Source organism: Streptomyces mesophilus (assembly GCF_011044995.1).
In the GTDB taxonomy this organism is placed as follows: domain Bacteria; phylum Actinomycetota; class Actinomycetes; order Streptomycetales; family Streptomycetaceae; genus Streptomyces; species Streptomyces mesophilus.
The window spans coordinates 1-18,364 of sequence record NZ_JAAKZW010000161.1; the positions used below are offsets into that span (position 1 = coordinate 1).

Sequence of the window (18,364 nt, forward strand, 5' to 3'; positions counted from 1 at the left end):
CCGCACGGTCACTTCCCCCGCTCCACCCCTCCCTCAGAGAGCAGGAGTCCCATGCGCAACTCCAACCTCAGCCGCCGCACCGCCATGGCGGCCTTCGCCGGCGCAGGCGCCGCCACCCTGATCGGCACCGTTCACGCCAACGCCGCCACCGACACCAACCACGCCACCGCGTCCAGCCCCACCACGACAGCCGGCCTCCAGATCACCGCATCCCCCGCCGCCGAGGCCGAGCGGCTGCGCCTCGCCACCACCTTCCGCGGCAGCGACTTCCTTCCGACCGGCCACTACGCCCCGCCCGGCACCCGCGTGCAGATCGTGGTCACGCCACTGGACGGCGTGCTGCCGACGCTGCACACAGGCCTGTTCGACAACTACCACGTGGACACCGCGCAGCGGGCTCCCCGCAGTTACCCCCTGACCGCGGGCCTCAACACGGTCTCCGACCCCTACGGCGGCCCCCTCCACCTGCGCTTCGCGGGCGACGGCGAGCGCGCCCTGGTCGCCTTCGGTGCCGGCGTCGAGCGGATGGCCGTCTTCGAGCTGGACAAGACCCCCGAAGGTGCCTTCCAGGACCAGTTGGACGCCCGGACCTCCGCCCCATACGTCGAGCTCGTCTCTCCGCGCGCGCTCATCACGGTGACCCGGGAGGCCGCGCTGCTCCACCGCGACCAGGACCACGCCGAGTTGATGCGGCTCGTCGAGCAGGTGATCGGCTCGCACGCCGCGGTGAGCGGCCTGGACGGCTCCCGCCCGCTCCATGCCCGTAAGGCAGGCCGCTACCACTTCATCGAGGTCACCAAGGTCCCCACCGGGGTCGGCGCCTACGCCACCCACCACTTCAACGGCTTCCCGCGGGCCTACCTCGACCGCCTCCTCACCGTCGACGGACTGCGCAACCGCGGCTGGGGCTTCTACCACGAACTCGGCCATCTGCATCAGCAGTTCGCCTACCGCCCGGCCGGCCTGACCGAGGTCTCGGTCAACATCTACTCCCTCGAAGCCCAGCGCCTCTTCGGCCAGACTTCCAACCTCCTGACGGTCAACCCCGCCACGGGCCTCAACTGGTTCCAGTCCGCGCTGCCCAAACTCGGCACGGACGGCCTGAACTTCGAGCGGTCTTTCGGCGCGTACGAGAAGCTCGTCTCGCTCCGTCAGCTGGAGCTGGCCTTCGGCACCGGGATCTGGCCGGACCTGCACAAGCTGATCCGACTGGAGAACCCGCAGTCCGACTGGCAGACCGAGAACCACCTGCGCTACCGCGCCTTCGGCACGTATCTCAGCCGCGTCACCGGCCACGACCTGACGGACTTCCTGGTCCGCAGATGGGGCTACCCCATCGACACCGAAGGCGTCGCGCAGATGGCGGCCCTCGGCCTGCCCCAGCCTCCCGTCGACCCCAGCTCGCTCACGGAGTAGCCACCGCCATGACCACCCCCTACCTGCATCTGCCCCCGGCCGACCGGGTCCGTTCGCCGCGCACCGGCTGGACCCGCGCGCACTGGGAGGCGCTCGCCGACCGGCTCCTGGACGCGCTCGTGCCGTATGCCACGCCCGGCTTCGCGCAGTACCGGCTGCCCGGACGCAACAGTTGGTCCGGGGTGGTCCTGGACGGTCTCGAAGGCTATGCGCGGACCTTCCTGCTCGCCGCGTGCCGGATCGCCGGCTCGTCCGGCGCCGAGCCGGAGCTGATCGAGCGGTACGCGACGGGCCTGGCGAACGGCGTGGACCGCGCCTCGGGCGAGGCCTGGCCCGAACTCACCGACTGCTCCCAGCAGATGGTGGAGGCGGCGTCCATCGCCATCGCCCTGCACGAGACCCGGCCCTGGCTGTGGGACAAGCTGGACGCGCGGGTCCAGGAGCGGACCGTGGACTGGTTCTCGGGCTTCGTCGGCCGCCGCACCTGGGACAACAACTGGCGCCTGTTCCAGGTGGTTTCGGAGGAGTTCCTGGCCTCCGTCGGGGCTCCGCACAGCCGTCAGGACATCGACGACGGCCTCGCGCGGATCGAGGACTGGTACCTCGGCGACGGCTGGTACACCGACGGCGACGGCCGCAACTTCGACTACTACAACGGCTGGGCGATGCACTTGTACCCGCTGCTGTGGTCGCGGATAGCGGGCGCCCAGGACGACGAGCGCACGGCGGCGTACCGGGACCGGCTGCGGCAGTTCCTTGAGACGTATCCGCAGTTCTTCGGCGGCGACGGCGCCCCCGTGCACCAAGGCCGTTCGCTGGCCTACCGGTTCGCCACCGTGGCGCCGGTGTGGATGGGGGAGCTCGCCGGCTGCAGCCCGCTCGCGCCGGGGCTGACCCGGCGGCTCACGTCCGGGGTCGCGCGGCACTTCGCGGAACGCGGCGTACCGGACCGGCGGGGGCTGCTGCCGCTCGGCTGGTACGACACGTTCCTGCCCGCCACACAGCCGTATTCGGGTCCGGCCTCGCCGTACTGGGCGAGCAAGGGCTTCCTCGGGCTGCTGCTTCCGCCGGAGCATCCGGTGTGGACCGAGCGGGAGGAGCCGCTGCCCGTCGAGACCGGCGACCAGTACATCGCGCTGCCCGCACCGGGCTGGCTGCTGCACGGCACCCGGCACGACGGCATCGTCCGCCTGGTCAACCACGGCAGCGACCACAATCCGCCGGACGGTCCCGGCGAGGACGATCCGCACTACGCCAAGTTCGCGTACTCCACGGCCGCGGCCCCGGAGGCGGCGCCGCACGCCTGGGTGCGCAATGTCGACAACCACCTCGCCGTGACCGGCCCGGACGGCACGGCTTCACGCCGTCGCCGGATCCATCCGCTGACCTGTGAAGGGCGTACGGCGTCCTCCTGGCACACGACACAACCGCCGGGAATCGAGGGCGAGTTCCGCATCGTAACCACCAGCCTGCTGTACGGGCCGTGGGAGCTGCGGGTGCACCACGTGGACGGTGCCGAGGACCGGGACACCCCCGCCCCGGCCGGTCTGCGCGAGGGCGGCCACGCGGTGGCGGGCTCCGTGCGACCGGCGGCCGAGCAGGGCGAGCACTGGGCCCTGGCCCGTACCGAGGACGGGCTGACCAGCGCGGTGGTGGGCCTGCACGGCTGGGACACCGAGGCCTGCGTGGCGCGGGACGTGGAGTCCAACGCCTTCGGCCCGCACTCCGCCGTCCCCTGCCTTCGGCTGGCCCAGCACCCGGGCGGGGCCACGGTGCATGTCTCGCTCATCGCCCTGTCCCGGGACACCGTCCACCCTCGCGCCCTGCGCGAGGCGGTCGACGTCCACGTCGCCCCCGACCGCACGGTCACGATCCGCTTCCCGGACGGCGAAACCCACCTCGTACGCCCGGAATAGCCACATTCCTCACAGACATCCGCACCCGCACATCGCACACGCTGCACACCTCGAGCCGACCCATGCCCCGAAAGGACCCCCAATGCGCCGCTCCGCGATACCGGCCTCGCTCCTGGCCGCCCTGCTCACAGGCTCCGCGGCCGTCCCCGCCGCCGCTGCCGAGACCCCGTCAGGCGCCGCGTCCGACATCGGGGAGCGGTTGGCCGCGCTGCCCGGTGTGGAGGTCGTCTCGGTGGCGGACAAGGGCGGCTTCCCCCTCTACACGCTCACCTTCACGCAGCCGGTCGACCACAGCGACCCGTCGAAGGGCACCTTCGAGCAGCGCCTGACGCTATGGCACAAGTCGACCGGCGCGCCCGTCGTCTTCTACACCGGCGGATACGCCCTGGCGTCCGGGACCCGTGAGATCACCACACTCCTCGACGCCAACCAGATCAGCGTCGAGCACCGCTTCTTCGGCTCCTCCCGCCCCGAGCAGGTGGACTGGAAGGACCTGACCGTCTGGCAGGAGGCCACCGACGAGCACCGCATCGTCGACACCCTGCGCACCCTGTACGGCGCCAAGTGGCTCGGCACGGGCGCCAGCAAGGGCGGGATGACACAGGTCTACCACGAGCGTTTCTACCCGGACGACCTGGACGCCGTGGTGGCCTACGTCGCCCCGAACGACGCGGTGAACAGCGACGACCACGGATACGAGGACTTCTTCCGTACGGTCGGCACCCCCGAATGCCGGGCCGCGCTCGACGACGTGCAGCGCGAGATGCTGGTGCGCCGTGCGGCGATGCTGCCGCGCTTCGAGGCCACGGCCACGGCGAAGGGCTACACCTTCGAGAACCTCGGCTCCACGGACCGCGCCTACGAATTCGCCGTGCTGGACCAGGTGTGGAACTTCTGGCAGAGCAAGTCGCCGGAGAACTGCCCGACGATCCCGGACGCTGCGACCGCCACCGACGACGAGCTCTACACCTGGTCGCTCGCGAACGGCCTGAGCATCTACGCCGACCAGCGCCAGGGCCCGGCAGGCAACGGCCCCTACTACCACCAGGCGGCGACCCAACTGGGCTGGGCGGGCCTGAAGTTCAAGCACCTGCGCGACGTACGCCGCTACCCGGACCTGTACCAGCCGAACTCGGTGCTGCCAGAGGAGATGCGCGGACGGCACCAGCCCCTGCCGATGCTCGACGTCAGCCAGTGGGTGACCACCCGGGGCCGGCAGATGATGTTCCTGTACGGGCAGAACGATCCGTGGAGCGCGGAGAAGTTCACCCCCGGCAAGTTCGACTCGCACCTCTACGTGGCACCGGACACCAACCACAACACCCTGCTCCCCAGGCTGACGGCCGAGGACCGGGCGGAGGCCGAGGCGACGATCCGGCGCTGGGCCGCTTCGTAGACCGAGCCCGCGCCGATCCGCCGACGGTCACTCAGCGCCTGGTCTCGTACCTGGTCAGCAGCAGGCCGTCGGGGAACGGCCGGGTCTCCACCAGGCTCAGGTTCACCCAGCTGTCCAGGGCTGTGAAGAACGGTGTGCCGCCGCCCACCAGGACCGGGTGGGTGACGAGCACGTACTCGTCGATCAGCCCGGCCCGCATGGCCGCCGCGGCGAGTGTGGCACCGACGATGTCCATGGGGCCGCCGTCCTCGGCCTTGAGCCTGGTGATCTCGGTGACCGCGTCGCCGGTGACCAGGCGGGTGTTCCAGTCGACCGTCGTGGGCGTGGAGGAGAACACGACCTTCGGCATGTCCCGCCAGCGGCGGGCGTACTCGATCGCCGCCGGTGCGGCATCGGGCTGCTTGTCGGCGGTCGGCCAGTGGGAGCTCATCCCCTCCCACACCCTGCGCCCGTAAAGGGCCAGGTCCGTCGCGCCCACGCGGTCGGACCACCACTGGAACAGCTCGTCGCTCGGCACGCTCCAGCCGAGATCGTCGCCGGGCGCGGCGACGTAGCCGTCCAGGCTCGTGTTCATGGCGAAGGTCAGTTTCCGCATGGCCTCGTCCTCCCGAGAGTCGGTCTTCGGCCTGCAGACCGGCACGGCGCGCAGAAGTCATCGGTCAGGCCGCACCGAGGGCCAGTCGACCACGGGATGTCGGGCGAGGTGCGGAGCCAGTCGGCCGAATGTGTTTTGCCGGGCGCCCGAGCCGGTCACACGCTGTCCGCATGACTCGATCAACTCGCTTGCGGGGATACGTCCTGGCCGTGGCGCTGCTCGTCCCGGCCCTCGGCGGTACGACGGCTTTCGCGGCCGGCCCCGGGCCCGGAACCGGGCAGCACGCCCAGGTCCCTCGCAAGGTGGCCGGTACCTGGATCTCGCCGAGGGGCGGCGCCGAGCGCGCGTACGAGCGCCGGATCACGTTCGAACGCGACGGCCGTTTCACGATGCAGGACCTGGTGGCGCCCTGCCCGCCCAAGGTGCAGTGCGTCTGGTCCGGGATCGTGGACATCGACGGGACGTACCGCGTCGAGAAGGGTGAAGTGCTGCTCACGTACGCGGTCGTCGGCGGCCAGGGCGTCTCCGAGCTGCCGGCGGGCTTCGAGGTCGCGGGCCCGTATCTGGTGCAGAAGCTCGACGGATACAGTCGCGCCGTTTATGTCAAGGCCTGACCGACCCGCGTAACCGCCTCCCCGGGTGGCGCGACACAATGGGTCCGGCTGGACGAATCGCCCGGCCGGACCCCGTAACGCAGCAGTGGAGGCAAAACCATGGCCCAGGTCGAAGCCGTGACCGAGCGGATCATCGCGGCGGAGCCGGACGATGTCTTCGACGCGATCGCGGACTACAGCGGCACGCGTCAGAAGCTGCTGCCCGAGCACTTCAGCGAGTACGAGGTGCGTGAGGGCGGCGACGGCAAGGGCACCCTCGTGCACTGGAAGCTGCAGGCCACGAGCAAGCGCATCCGCGACTGCCTGCTCGAGGTCGACGAGCCCACCGACGGGCAGCTGGTCGAGAAGGACCGCAACTCCTCGATGGTGACCACCTGGACCGTCACCCCGGCCGGCGAGGGCAAGGCGCGAGTCGTCGTACAGAGCGTGTGGAACGGCGCCGGCGGTATCGGCGGCTTCTTCGAGAAGACCTTCGCGCCCAAGGGTCTCGGCCGGATCTACGACGCCGTACTCGCCAAGCTGGCCGCCGAGATGGAGAAGCCTGCCGCGTGAAGCGGTCCAGCCGCGTGAAGTGGCCCACTCGAAAGGGTAGTTGCCCCGGTCACCGTTTCGAGTGGTTCTCGTCGGTGGAGGGTTTTCTGCCGTAACTCGTCGCGCTTATCGCAGTTGTCGCGTATTGGCGGGAATTGAGCGATAAGCGCGACGAGGGGAGCGGCTCTGTGGGCGGGACCAGCGGGACCACATTGGTGAAACAGGCGCCGGCCGAGGCGCCCCCGCAACTGCCCGGACCGCCGGCCGAGCAGTCCGCCGACCTCAGCCCCCGCCAGGTGCGGCTGGTCTTCGTCGGTCTGATGCTCGCCCTGCTGCTCGCCGCGCTCGAGCAGATGATCGTCGCCACCGCCCTGCCGAAGATCGTCGGTGATCTGCAGGGTCTCGACCGGATGCCGTGGGCGATCACCGCGTATCTGCTGACCTCGACCATCGGCCTGCCGATCTACGGGAAGCTCGGCGACCTCTGGGGGCGCAAGGGCGTCTTCCAGTTCGCGATCGTCGTCTTCGTGATCGGCTCGGCGCTCGCCGGCTGGTCGCGTTCCATGAACGAGCTGATCGCCTTCCGCGCGATCCAAGGGATCGGCGCCGGCGGCCTGTTCATCGGCGTGCAGGCGATCATCGCGGACATCGTCCCGCCGCGCGAACGCGGCCGCTACATGGGCCTGATCGGCGCCGCCTTCGGTCTCGCCTCCGTCGCGGGCCCGCTGCTCGGCGGCTTCTTCACCGACCATGCCTCCTGGCGCTGGTGCTTCTACTTCAACGTGCCCTTCGGTCTGATCACCCTCGCCGTGGTCGCCGTCGTCCTGAAGCTGCCGAAGCCCAAGGTCAGGCCGCGCCTGGACGTCCTCGGCTCGGTGCTGCTCGCGGCCGCCTCCACCTGCCTTGTGCTCCTGACCAGTTGGGGCGGTACGGAGTACGAGTGGGGCGACCGCGTCATCCTCGGACTCGCCGCCGGCGCCGTGGTCTCGACGGTCCTGTTCCTCGTCGCCGAGAAGTACGCGGCCGAACCCCTCATCCCATTGCACCTGTTCCGGGACGCGACGTTCAACCTCACCAGCCTCGTCGGGGCGGTGATCGGTGTCGGACTGTTCGGCGCGGCCAGCTATCTGCCGACCTTCCTGCAGATGGTCGACGGCGCGACCGCCACCGAGTCGGGCCTCCTGATGCTGCCGATGATGGGCGGCATCGTGATCGCCTCGATCGTCTCCGGGCAGCTGATCAGCAAGACCGGTCACTACAAGGTGTATCCGATCATCGGCGGGCTCGCCTCGGCCGTCGGCATGTGGCTGCTCTCGCTCCTGGACACCGACACCTCGCAGCTCGAGTACAGCATCTGGATGGCCGTGCTCGGTGTCGGCATCGGCCTGATCATGCCGGTGCTCATCCTCGCCGTGCAGAACGCGGTGCCGCCCTCCGATCTCGGCACCGCCACCAGCGCCAACAACTACTTCCGGCAGATCGGCGGCAGCGTCGGCGCCGCGGTCTTCGGCACGCTCTTCGCCAGCCGCCTCACCGACGCACTCGCCGACCGGCTCCCGGCCGGAGCCGATCTGCCGGACGCCGAATCGATCACCCCGCAGCTCGTCCACGCCATGGAACCCGCCCTGAAGGACGGCTACATCCAGGCGTACGCGGACGCGATGCCGCGGATCTTCCTCTACCTCGTGCCGGTGCTGCTGCTCGGCTTCGTCCTCGCCCTGTTCCTGAAGGAGAAACCGCTGGTGTCCCACAACGCCCCCGCCGCCGAGCCCGCCACCCAGATCCCGCAGGCCCGTGCGGCGTACGCGGCCGGGGTCCCCGTCTGCGGAACGGTGCAGCACTCCGACGGCAGTACCGTCCCACGCGCGGCCCTGACCCTGATCGACGTCCAAGGCCAGCAGATCGGCCGCGGCGGCAGCGGTGAGGACGGGCGCTATGCGCTGTCCACGCCGGGCCCCGGCGCGTACGTCCTGATCGCGGCCGCCGGCGGTCACCAGCCGCAGGCCGTCTCCGTCACGGTCGGCGAACGGCCCGTCGAGCTGGACGTGGTGCTCGGCGGCGCCGGGCGGCTCGCGGGAGTCGTCGTGACCGCCGAGGGCTCGCCCGTACGGGACGCCGCCGTGACGCTCACCGACGTGCGCGGTGACGTGGTGGCCAGCACCCGCAGCGGCCGCGAAGGCGGCTATGTGATCAACGAGTTGGTGGCGGGGGAGTACACCCTCGCCGCCAGCGCGCCCGCCTTCCGCCCGGCCGCGCTGCCCGTCAGCGTGCAGGCCTCGCGCGAGACCCGGCAGGACATCGAGCTGGCCGGCGGCGCGGTGCTTCGCGGCACCGTACGGGCGAGCGGCGGACGGCCCGTCGAGGACGCCCGGGTGACGCTGCTCGACGCGGCCGGAAATGTGGTCGACACGCTCACCACGGGCCCCGACGGCACCTTCCGTTTCGTCGACCTGTCCTCCGGCGAGTACACGGTGATCGCCGCGGGCTACCCGCCGGTGGCCACGGTGCTGCAGGTGGCGGGCGGCGGGCGGACCGAACGGGATCTCCAACTGGGGCACGAGGACTGACAGTTGGAGGGAGGGGCGCGCGTGCGCCCCTATTTCCCCGTTGCCGCACATGGCGAGGCGCCACCGCCGTACCGTGGGGATGTCGGCACAGAGCTTCGGTGCGCCCGCGGGCGCCTTCGGGAGGAGGGGAGCCCAGACGATGGAACGGTCCAGGGATCCCCTGCGGGGACGCGGCGAGCCCATGGAGCACGGCAGCGGACCGGAGCCGGACGCGCAGCACGCCGTCACCGGCCGGATCCCCCTCGCCGTGGTCGTGGTGGACGGCGCGGGTCTCGTCTCGCACTGGAGCACCGGCGCACGCCGGCTGTTCGGCCACACCCGCGAGGAAGCGGTGGGCCGCCCCGCCGTCGACCTGCTGCCCGTCTCCGGGGCGCTCCCGGACGAGCCGCGCGCCCGCGGGGCGTACGAGGACTACGACGCGTATCGCGACTTCGGCCCCGATCTGGAGGCCTCCCTCGGCGGACGCACCTCCTACACGGCGGCGGGCCGCGCCCGTCTCGGCGACCCCGGACCCGACCGCATCGACGTCCTGTGGTGGGCCTATCCGCTGGTCGGTCCCGGACCCGAGCGGCTGCTCGTGCTCGCGGCGGACGCGGCGGGTCTGCACGCCGACGCGCACGACGAGGACGCGGGCGCCGTGGAGCGGATCGCTCCCGGATTCGCCCTGCACACCGAGTTCGACGGTGCGGACGAGCTGGCCCGCCGGCTGCCCGAGATCCTGCCGAGCATGAGCGTCGGCGAGAGCTCGCGGATCGTCTCTCAGGTGCTGGAACTCGGCTACCCCGTCCTGGAGTTCAGCCAGAGCGACCGCGTCCCCGTCACGCCCGACTGGGGTGTGCCGCGCCGTGCGGAGCGCCGGGCGCGCCGCCGTGCCGCACAGCAGGGCGCGGTCCCGCAGCCGCGCCAGGTGCCGGACGAGCCGGAGGATCTCGAATACGCGGCCGTGCGCGAGCACTTGGAGTTCCTCAACGAGGTCTCCGGGCGCATCGGCACCTCACTGGACCTGTCGAAGACGATCATCGAGGTCAGCCGGGCCGTCGTGCCGCGGTTCACGGATGTCGCCGGGACGTATCTGCGCGAGCAGGTCGTCGCGGGTGAGGGGTTCCCCGACGGCCCGCCGGACGCCACCACCATGTGGCACCGGGTCGCGCTCGAGCACACCGACGAGCCGGGACGCTGGGACGATGTGGTGCCGGTCGGCGAGTCCATGCCGTTCCCCGTGCACACCCCGTTCTTCCAGTGCATGACCACCGGGCAGCCGGTCCTCGTGCCGCGGATCAGCGAGGAGATGGGCACCAAGATTGCGGCGCAGTTCGAGAAGCGGGACATCCGGCCGCTGATCAGCAACCGCTCGATGCTGGTCGTCCCGCTCAAGGCCCGCAACGTGGTGCTCGGCTTCATGATCCTGCTCCGCCACCCCGAGCGGCCGGTCTTCAACGACATGGACCGGGTCACCGGCGCCGAACTGGCCGCCCGTGCCGGGCTCGTGCTCGACAACGCGCGGATGTACACGTACCAGGAAAGCGTCGCCGAGACCCTCCAGGACTCGATGCTGCCGCATATCGCCCCGCGGATGGCCGGCTGCGACATCGCCACCCGCTATCTGCCGGGCACGCTGCTCGGGCGGGTCGGCGGCGACTGGTTCGACTCGGTGAAGCTGCCGGGCTCGCGCACCGCGCTCGTCGTCGGCGATGTGATGGGGCACGGGCTCAACTCGGCCGCGATGATGGGCCAGTTGAGGACCGCCGTCCAGACCATGGCGGCGCTCGATCTGCCGCCCGCCCAGCTCCTGCGCAATCTCGACGACCTCGCCCAGCGGCTCGGCGAGAACTACCTCGCCACCTGCCTGTACGCCGTGTACGACCCGATCGCCGGCGAGCTGCAGATCGCCAACGCCGGTCACATTCCGCCCGTGGTGGTGCGCGCCGAGGACGGCCGCAGCGAACTGCTCGACCTGCCGACCGGCGCCCCGATCGGCGTCGGGGGAGTGCCCTTCGAGACCGTACGGGTGCCGGTGGCGCCCGGCGACCGCCTGGTCATGTGCACCGACGGACTGGTCGAGATGCGCGGCGAGGACATCGGCGTCGGGCTCGCGACGCTCTGCGAATCGGCCGCACACCCGGCCGCCTCGATGGACGACGCCTGCGACACGATCATCCGCGCACTCAACACCCGGGGCGGCCGCAAGGACGACGTGGCGCTCCTGATGGCCCGGCTCAACGGAGTGATGCCCGAGGACGTGGCGCACTGGCAACTCGCCCTGGATCCACGCGAGGTGGGCCGCGCCCGGCGCCTGGTGCGCGAGCGGCTGGCGGCCTGGGATCTGCAAGCGGTCGCGGAGAACGCCGAGTTGCTGGTCGGTGAGCTGGTCACCAATGCCGTACGGCACGCCCACGGCCGGCATGTCGAACTGCGGCTCGTACGGACCGACGTCCTGCTCTGCGAGGTCGAGGACGACGACCACACCCTGCCCACGCTGTGCAGCGCCGGGCCCGCCGATGAAGCGGGACGCGGCCTGAACGTGGTGGAGCGCCTGGCGCGCGAGTGGGGAGCGAGCCGGACCGCGGCCGGCAAGTCCGTGTGGTTCGAGCTGGGGCTGCCCGGGCGCCGGCGCTGAGCCCCGCCGCAGGTGGGGCCGGGGGCGCGAGGGCACTCGAGAGCAGGGGGCGCGCGAAGGCGCTCAAGCGGCGTGCACGGCTCGAACGATCGGTGAAGGTATGCGCCGGTGGCTTGTCCGCATGCCCGTGCCGGAGGTAGACCGATCTCTACATGCGACAACCTGGGGAGAGTCGGTCATGAGCGTGACGAGCCGGTACAAAGAGGCGTGGGAGGGGTTCTGGCGCGAGGCGCCGGAAGAACAGGGCGCCGTCTTCTGGGATGCGGAGCCGGCCCTGACCGCGGGCCTCCATCTCGCCCTGGCCGAACCGCACTTGGCGGCCCTTGGCCTGCCGCTGGTGGACCTGGGCTGCGGCAACGGCACCCAGACCCGCTTCCTCGCCGACCGCTTCCCACGCGTCGTCGGTGTGGACCTCTCGCGGGCGGCGGTCGAGCACGCCGAACATGCCGACCAGGCCGCGCCCGACACCTCGGGCCGGGCCGAGTACCGGCAGCTGGACGCCGTCGACAAGGCGGCCGTCGAGGCGCTGCGCGACGAACTCGGTGACGCCAACGTCTATATGCGCGGCGTGCTGCACCAGTGCGAACCCGAAGACCGCCGCCCGCTCGCGGACTCGATCGCGGCCCTGATCGGCGCCCGGGGCCGCGCCTTCGTCGTGGAGCTCTCCGAACAGGCCGGCCCGATCCTGATGGGCCTCGCCCAGGGCCCCACGGGGCCGCCGCCCAAACTGCTGCCGGTGTTCCAGCACGGCATCGCGCCGGCGGAGGTCTCGGACGCGGCCGTCCTGGAGCTGTTCGCCGCGGCTGGTCTCGTTGTCCTCGCGAGTGGCGAGATGCCGCTGATCACCACGGACTTCACGGCGGACGGGTCGCGGATCGAGCTGCCGTCCAAGTGGCTGGTGGTGGGGCGGCCCTAGGGTTTGTCCGATGGATCCTGTGCCCGTCGCTGTCCAGAGCTCCGGTCAGCTTCAGGGCCGCGGTCAGCTCCTGACGCGCAGACCGTCCATCACCAGATCGAGCATCCGTGTGGACCGCTCCTTCCACTGCTCGTCGGCCGGGATGCTGAACAGTCCCGCGATCAGATAGAAGAAGTCCTCCGCCGTCACCCCGGTACGCAACGTGCCGGCCTCCTGGCCCGCGGTGAGCAGCCTGCTCACCGCGGCCATCAGATCGGCCGGCGACGGCTTCTGCGCGCCGGTCGCGCTCATGGCGTGGCGCAGCGCCTCCATCAGGCCCGCCTTCGCCAGCGCGTGCTCGGCGAGCCGGTCCATCCACGCGCGCAGCGCCTCGTCCGGCGGCAGGGTCCCCAGGAGCTGGGCCGCGCTCTCGGCCACCTGTGCCATCTCGTGCCGGAAGACCTCGAGGACCAGGTCGTCCCGGCTGGGGAAGTTGCGGTAGAAGGTGCCCTGCCCGACGCCCGCCTTGCGGGCGATCGCGCTCAGCGGGATCTCCGGATCGCGTGTCATCTCGGCCAGCGCGACCTCGAGGATCCGCTCGCGGTTGCGCTGTGCGTCCGAGCGCAGTGCCGCCGGCTTCTGCGCCTCGTCCGGTCGCTGCTCGCCCATGGGCTGCCTCATTCCTCCTGCCACGTCCCCCTGTGCGGGTGGTCGTCGCCGTGTTCCCTTGCGAAGCGGACAGCTGTCCGGTACGTTCTCGGTTAACGGACAGCTGTCCGTTTGACTCCAGGATACCGAGATCCGCAGCCGTTGGACACCGCCGGTCATGGCGGTCCCGGTCTGCACCCCCACCGCGGTCACGCGAAAGAGGGCCTGCTCATGATCACGTCCGACCCGACCGCATCCCAGACGGCCGGCGCCATCATCCTCCACGTCAACGGCGAGAAGCACGCGCTGACCGTCGACCACCGCACCACGCTGCTCGACGCCCTGCGCGAGCGGCTCGATCTGACCGGCACCAAGAAGGGCTGCGACCACGGGCAGTGTGGGGCCTGCACGCTCCTGGTGGACGGGCGCCGCTCGCTGGCCTGTCTGCAGCTCGCTGTCGCGGCCGAAGGGCGCGAGATCACGACGATCGAAGGTGTCGGCGGGTCGGGCGCCGGACAGGGCGCCGGACCGGGCTCCGAGTCCGGCGGGCAGGGTGAACTCCACCCCGTACAACAGGCGTTCCTCGAGTTCGACGGATTCCAGTGCGGCTACTGCACACCCGGGCAGATCTGTTCGGCCATCGCCATGATCGAGGAACACGCGGCCGGCTGGCCGAGCGCCGTGACCGACGATGTCCACCCCGAAGCCGCACCGCAGCCGCTGACCCCGGAGGAGATCCGCGAGCGGATGAGCGGAAACCTCTGCCGCTGCGGGGCGTATATGTCGATCGTGCAGGCTGTCGGATACGCGGCCGGGGCACGGCATACGCATTCCGGACCGGACGAGGGGAGCGCGGCATGAAGGAGTTCGCCTACCGCCGTGCCGCCGATGTCGCGGGCGCCGTGGCCCTGCTCGACGCCGATCCCGGGGCCCGTTTCCTCGGCGGCGGCACCAATCTCGTCGACCTGATGAAGGCCGGGGTCGAAAGCCCCGAGCGGCTGATCGACATCCGTGAGCTGCCGCTCGACGGGATCGGCCGCACCGAGGAGGGCGGTCTGCAGATCGGTGCCACGGTGACCAACAGCGATCTCGCCGCCCACCCCGAAGTCCGCCGCCGCTACCCGGCGTTGACCCAGGCGGTTCTCGCCGGGGCATCCGGGCAGCTGCGGAACATGGCGACCGTCGGCGGCAATCTGCTGCAGCGCACCCGGTGCGGCTACTTCACGGACATCACTCAGCCCTGCAACAAGCGCGAACCCGGCAGCGGCTGCCCGGCCGTCGAGGGCGAGCACCGCAACGCCGCCGTCCTCGGCGCCTCCCACCACTGCGTGGCCGTGCACCCCTCGGACATGGGCGTCGCCCTGGCCGCGTACGACGCGGTGGTCTCGTATCAAACGGCGGAAGGCGCGGGCGAATTGGCGCTGTCCGACTTCTATCTTCCGGTCGGCGACACCCCGCACCGCGAGACCGCGCTGCCGTCCGGCGCGCTGATCACCGCCGTGACCCTGCCGCCCGCGCCGGTCCGCTCGCGCTACCGCAAGGTGCGTGAGCGCGCCTCGTACGCCTTCGCAATCGGTTCGGTCGCGGCGGCCCTGGAGGTACGGGACGGAGTGGTGCGGGAGGTCAGGCTGGCGTACGGCGCCGTGGCATCACGGCCCTGGCGGGCGCGTACCGCCGAGGCGGTCCTGCGCGGCGCGCCTGCCGATGCCGGGTCCTTCGCGGCAGCCGCGGACGCCGAGCTCGCCGCCGCGTCACCACTCACCGGCAACGCGTACAAGGTGACGCTGCTGCGCAACCTCACGATCGCCGTCCTGACGGAACTCGCCGAACTCGCCGAACCTGCCGGACCGACCGGCCACGACCAGGAGGGGTCGGCCCGATGACCAGCACCGTGCCCGCCGTCACCGCACCCGTCACCGCACCCCCCACCGCACTCGGCACCGCCCGCACCCGCGTCGAGGGGCGCGAGAAGATCACCGGGGCCGCCCGCTACACCGGCGACATCCCGCTCACCTCGCTCGCCCACGGCAGCCTCGTGCTGTCCACGATCGCGCGCGGCCGGATCCGGGCGGTCGACGACGCGGCCGTCCGCGCGATGCCCGGCGTCGTGGCCGTACTGCACCACCTCAACGCCCCACGGGTACGCGGAGATTACCCCAGCATCATGGGCATGGCGCCCGATCCGACCGTGCGCGCCTTCCAGGACGACCGGGTTCCGCACTGGGGCTGGCCCGTCGCGCTCGTCGTGGCCGAGACCCCCGAGCAGGCGCGCGCGGGCGCCGACGCGCTGGTCGTCGCGTACGAGGCCGAGCCGCACGACACGGACTTCTCGGGGGAGCGCACGGACGCGTTCGCCCTGGACGGCGTCGTGCCCGCAACCCTGGCCAAGGGCGACGAGGAGGCTGAGCTGGCCGCGTCCGCCGTGGTCGTCGACGCCTCGTACACGACTCCGGAAGAGCACCACAACCCGATGGAGCCGCACGCCGCCACCGCCTACTGGCAGGACGGCAGGCTCGAGGTCCTCGACTCCAACCAGGGCGCGAGCTGGACCGCCGAGGACCTGGCCAAGGCATTCGAGCTGGAACCCGGCACCGTACGGGTGCGGTCCGAGCATGTCGGCGGGGGCTTCGGGTCCAAGAGCGTACGGGTGCACCAGATCGCGGCCGTGATGGCGGCGACCGAGCTCCAGCGGCCGGTGCGGGTGGCGATGACCCGCCGCCAGATGTTCAGCCTGGCCGGCTATCGCAGCCCCACCGACCAGCGGGTACGCCTGGGCGCCGACCCCGACGGGCGGCTGCGGGTGCTGTCGCACGGCTCGGTGAGTCAGACTTCGAGTGTGTACGCGTTCGTGGAGCCGGCGGCGGCCGCGGGCCGTGTCCTGTACGACGCGGCCGCGCACCGCACCAGCGCCCAGGTCGTCAGCCTGGACGTGCCCACACCGACGTCCATGCGCGCGCCGGGGATGGCGCCCGGATCCTTCGCCCTCGAATCGGCGCTCGACGAACTGGCCGAGCGCTGCGGACTCGATCCGATCGAGCTGCGGCTGCGCAACGAGCCGTCGGCGGGTCCGCTGAGCGGGCTTCCGTTCGCCGGGCGGAATCTGCGCGCGTGCTTCGAGGAGGGCGCCCGCAGGTTCGGCTGGGCGGACCGCGATCCGCGACCGCGCGTACGCCGCGACGGGCGCTGGCTGCTCGGGACCGGGACGGCGGCGGCCACCTTCCACGCCTTCGCGGTGCCGTCCACGGCGGCGGTGACGGCCTGGGCGGACGGCACGTTCACGGTACGGATCGCCGCGGCCGACATCGGCACGGGCGCGCGGACCGCGCTCCAGATCGTCGCGGCCGACGCACTGCGGGTCGCGCCGGAGCGGGTCCAAGTCCGCATCGGCGACAGCGAGTTCGGTCCCGCGTGGCTCGCGGGCGGCTCGGCCGGCACCAGCTCCTGGGCCTGGGCGATCACCCCCGCGGCCGGGGAACTGCGCGAGCGCCTCGCCCTCGGCGTGGACATCCCGGCCGACGGGCTGACGGTCCGCTCGGACAGCACGACCGCGCTCGCCGGACAGGAACCGGCCGAACGGCACTCCTACGGCGCCCAGTTCGCCGAGGTCGCCGTGGACCCGGGCACAGGTGAGGTGCGGGTGCGGCGGATGCTGGGCATGTTCGCGGCGGGACGGATCGTCAACCCGCTGACCGCGCGCAACCAGTTGGTCGGCGGGATGGTCTGGGGCATCTCCATGGCCCTGCACGAGGAAGCGGTGCGCGACGTGCGTTCCGGCTCTCTCGTGGGCGCGGATCTCGCGGGCTATCACGTCGCCTCCCATGCCGATGTGGCCCACATCGAGGCGGACTGGGTGGACGACCCCATGCCGGGCGATCCGATCGGGATCAAGGGCGTCGGCGAGATCGGCGTCGTCGGTGCGGCCGCGGCGATCGCCAACGCCGTCCGGCATGCGACGGGCGTACGCCACCGTCGGCTGCCGATCCGTCCGGACCGGGTCCTTTGCGGGGAGTCCGTGGACGGGGGTCCTGCCGGCGAGTCCCTGGAGCGGGGCCTTCCTGGGGAGTCTCCTGATGCTTGACATCGCCGCGGAGCTGACCGAGTGGCTGGCCGAAGGCCGGGCCTTCGCCGTCGCCACGGTTGTCGGCGCGAGCGGCAGCGCACCGCGCGGTCCGGGTGCCGCGCTCGCCGTGGACGCCGAGGGCACGGTCATCGGATCGGTCTCCGGCGGCTGCGTCGAGGGCGCGGTGTACGAGTTGTGCGCGCAGGCGCTGGTGGACGGCGCCCCCGTGCTCGAACGGTTCGGGTACAGCGACGAGGACGCCTTCGCGGTGGGGCTGACCTGCGGCGGGGTGATCGACATCCTGGTCACTCCGGTCGGCGCCGAACGCGCCGTGTCCGCCGGAGCTGCCGAACGCGCCGTGTTCGCCAGGGCTGTCGAGGCCGCCGGCCAGGGCGAGGGCGTGGCGCTCGCGCGAGTGATGCGGGGGCCGGCCGAACTGGTGGGGCAGGCCTTGATGGTGCGTACGGACGGATCGTACGAGGGAAGGCTGCCGGACGCCCTCGCGCGGACCCTCGCCGACGAGGCGAAAGCGCTGCTCGACGCGGGCCGCACCGGCACCGTCGAACTGTCCGAGGACGGCTCGCGGTGCCCCGGTGGGCTCACCGTGTTCGTGGAGTCGAGCCTGCCGCCCCCGCGGATGATCGTCTTCGGCTCGATCGACTTCGCGGCCGCGCTGGTACGGGCGGGCAAGTTCCTCGGGTATCACGTGACCGTGTGCGACGCGCGCGAGGTGTTCACCACCCGGGCCCGCTTCCCCGAGGCGGACGAGATCGTGGTCGACTGGCCGCACCGCTATCTGGCCAGGACCTCGGTCGACAGGCGCACCGTGCTGTGTGTGCTCACCCATGATCCCAAGTTCGATGTGCCGCTCCTGGAACTGGCGTTGCGGCTGCCGGTCGCGTACGTCGGGGCGATGGGCTCGCGGCGCACGCACGAGGACCGCAACCGCCGGCTGCGGGAAGCGGGCGTCGCCGAGGCCGAGTTGGCCCGGCTGAGGTCGCCCATCGGACTCGACCTCGGGGGACGCACACCCGAGGAGGTCGCGGTCTCGATCGTCGCGGAGACGGTGGCGGTGCGGCACGGGCGGGGCGGTGGGGCGCTCGGGTCGG

At 71.5% G+C, this 18,364-nt stretch carries 14 protein-coding genes; 12 read left to right on the top strand and 2 right to left on the bottom strand.

Annotation, left to right across the window (positions count from 1 at the left end; all coding sequences use genetic code 11):
* The first annotated feature begins 51 nt into the window (after positions 1-51).
* From G6045_RS28700 to G6045_RS28710, 3 genes are all read left to right on the top strand, one after another.
* On the top strand, positions 52-1,416 hold the full coding sequence (locus G6045_RS28700) for a M60 family metallopeptidase (RefSeq protein WP_165335041.1): 1,365 nt from the start codon (positions 52-54) through the stop codon (positions 1,414-1,416).
* 8 nt (positions 1,417-1,424) lie between these two features.
* The gene (locus tag G6045_RS28705) at positions 1,425-3,332 is read left to right on the top strand and encodes a DUF2264 domain-containing protein (RefSeq protein WP_165335042.1); all 1,908 of its coding nucleotides are present in this window, start codon (positions 1,425-1,427) and stop codon (positions 3,330-3,332) included.
* A gap of 82 nt (positions 3,333-3,414) precedes the next feature.
* Entirely contained in the window at positions 3,415-4,728 is a 1,314-nt protein-coding gene (locus tag G6045_RS28710) for a S28 family serine protease (protein WP_165335043.1), read from the top strand.
* Positions 4,729-4,759: 31 nt separating this feature from the next.
* Here the strand turns inward: G6045_RS28710 and G6045_RS28715 are convergent, their stop codons facing one another.
* The gene (locus tag G6045_RS28715) at positions 4,760-5,323 is read right to left on the bottom strand and encodes a dihydrofolate reductase family protein (RefSeq protein WP_165335044.1); all 564 of its coding nucleotides are present in this window, start codon (positions 5,321-5,323) and stop codon (positions 4,760-4,762) included.
* 170 nt (positions 5,324-5,493) lie between these two features.
* Here G6045_RS28715 and G6045_RS28720 point away from each other — a divergent pair, with 170 nt between their 5' ends.
* From G6045_RS28720 to G6045_RS28740, 5 genes are all read left to right on the top strand, one after another.
* Positions 5,494-5,937 (top strand): hypothetical protein, encoded by a 444-nt coding sequence (locus G6045_RS28720; protein WP_165335045.1) that lies wholly within the window; start codon positions 5,494-5,496, stop codon positions 5,935-5,937.
* 99 nt (positions 5,938-6,036) lie between these two features.
* Positions 6,037-6,489: an SRPBCC family protein gene (locus G6045_RS28725; protein WP_165335046.1), complete on the top strand. Its 453-nt coding sequence runs from the start codon at positions 6,037-6,039 to the stop codon at positions 6,487-6,489.
* 191 nt (positions 6,490-6,680) lie between these two features.
* A complete protein-coding gene (locus G6045_RS28730) occupies positions 6,681-9,035 on the top strand; it encodes an MFS transporter (RefSeq protein WP_408056375.1) in 2,355 nt (784 codons plus the stop codon).
* Positions 9,036-9,174: 139 nt separating this feature from the next.
* Positions 9,175-11,652: an ATP-binding SpoIIE family protein phosphatase gene (locus G6045_RS28735; protein ID WP_408056374.1), complete on the top strand. Its 2,478-nt coding sequence runs from the start codon at positions 9,175-9,177 to the stop codon at positions 11,650-11,652.
* 178 nt (positions 11,653-11,830) lie between these two features.
* On the top strand, positions 11,831-12,568 hold the full coding sequence (locus G6045_RS28740; RefSeq protein WP_165335048.1) for a class I SAM-dependent methyltransferase: 738 nt from the start codon (positions 11,831-11,833) through the stop codon (positions 12,566-12,568).
* A gap of 63 nt (positions 12,569-12,631) precedes the next feature.
* On the opposite strand, the gene G6045_RS28745 is transcribed toward G6045_RS28740, so the two are convergent.
* The gene (locus tag G6045_RS28745; protein ID WP_165335049.1) at positions 12,632-13,216 is read right to left on the bottom strand and encodes a TetR/AcrR family transcriptional regulator; all 585 of its coding nucleotides are present in this window, start codon (positions 13,214-13,216) and stop codon (positions 12,632-12,634) included.
* A gap of 210 nt (positions 13,217-13,426) precedes the next feature.
* Here G6045_RS28745 and G6045_RS28750 point away from each other — a divergent pair, with 210 nt between their 5' ends.
* The 4 genes from G6045_RS28750 to G6045_RS28765 form a co-directional block, all read left to right on the top strand.
* A complete protein-coding gene (locus tag G6045_RS28750; RefSeq protein WP_165335050.1) occupies positions 13,427-14,056 on the top strand; it encodes a 2Fe-2S iron-sulfur cluster-binding protein in 630 nt (209 codons plus the stop codon).
* Complete coding sequence (locus G6045_RS28755; RefSeq protein ID WP_165335051.1) at positions 14,053-15,078, top strand: FAD binding domain-containing protein; 1,026 nt, start codon at positions 14,053-14,055, stop codon at positions 15,076-15,078. The genes G6045_RS28750 and G6045_RS28755 overlap by 4 nt, the downstream gene beginning before the upstream one ends.
* Positions 15,075-17,273, top strand: coding sequence for a xanthine dehydrogenase family protein molybdopterin-binding subunit (locus tag G6045_RS28760; protein WP_165335052.1), 2,199 nt, complete (start codon positions 15,075-15,077; stop codon positions 17,271-17,273). The genes G6045_RS28755 and G6045_RS28760 overlap by 4 nt, the downstream gene beginning before the upstream one ends.
* Positions 17,266-18,364 (top strand): XdhC family protein (locus tag G6045_RS28765; RefSeq protein ID WP_165335053.1); only part of this gene is annotated, 1,099 nt, incomplete at its 3' end. The genes G6045_RS28760 and G6045_RS28765, both read left to right, overlap by 8 nt.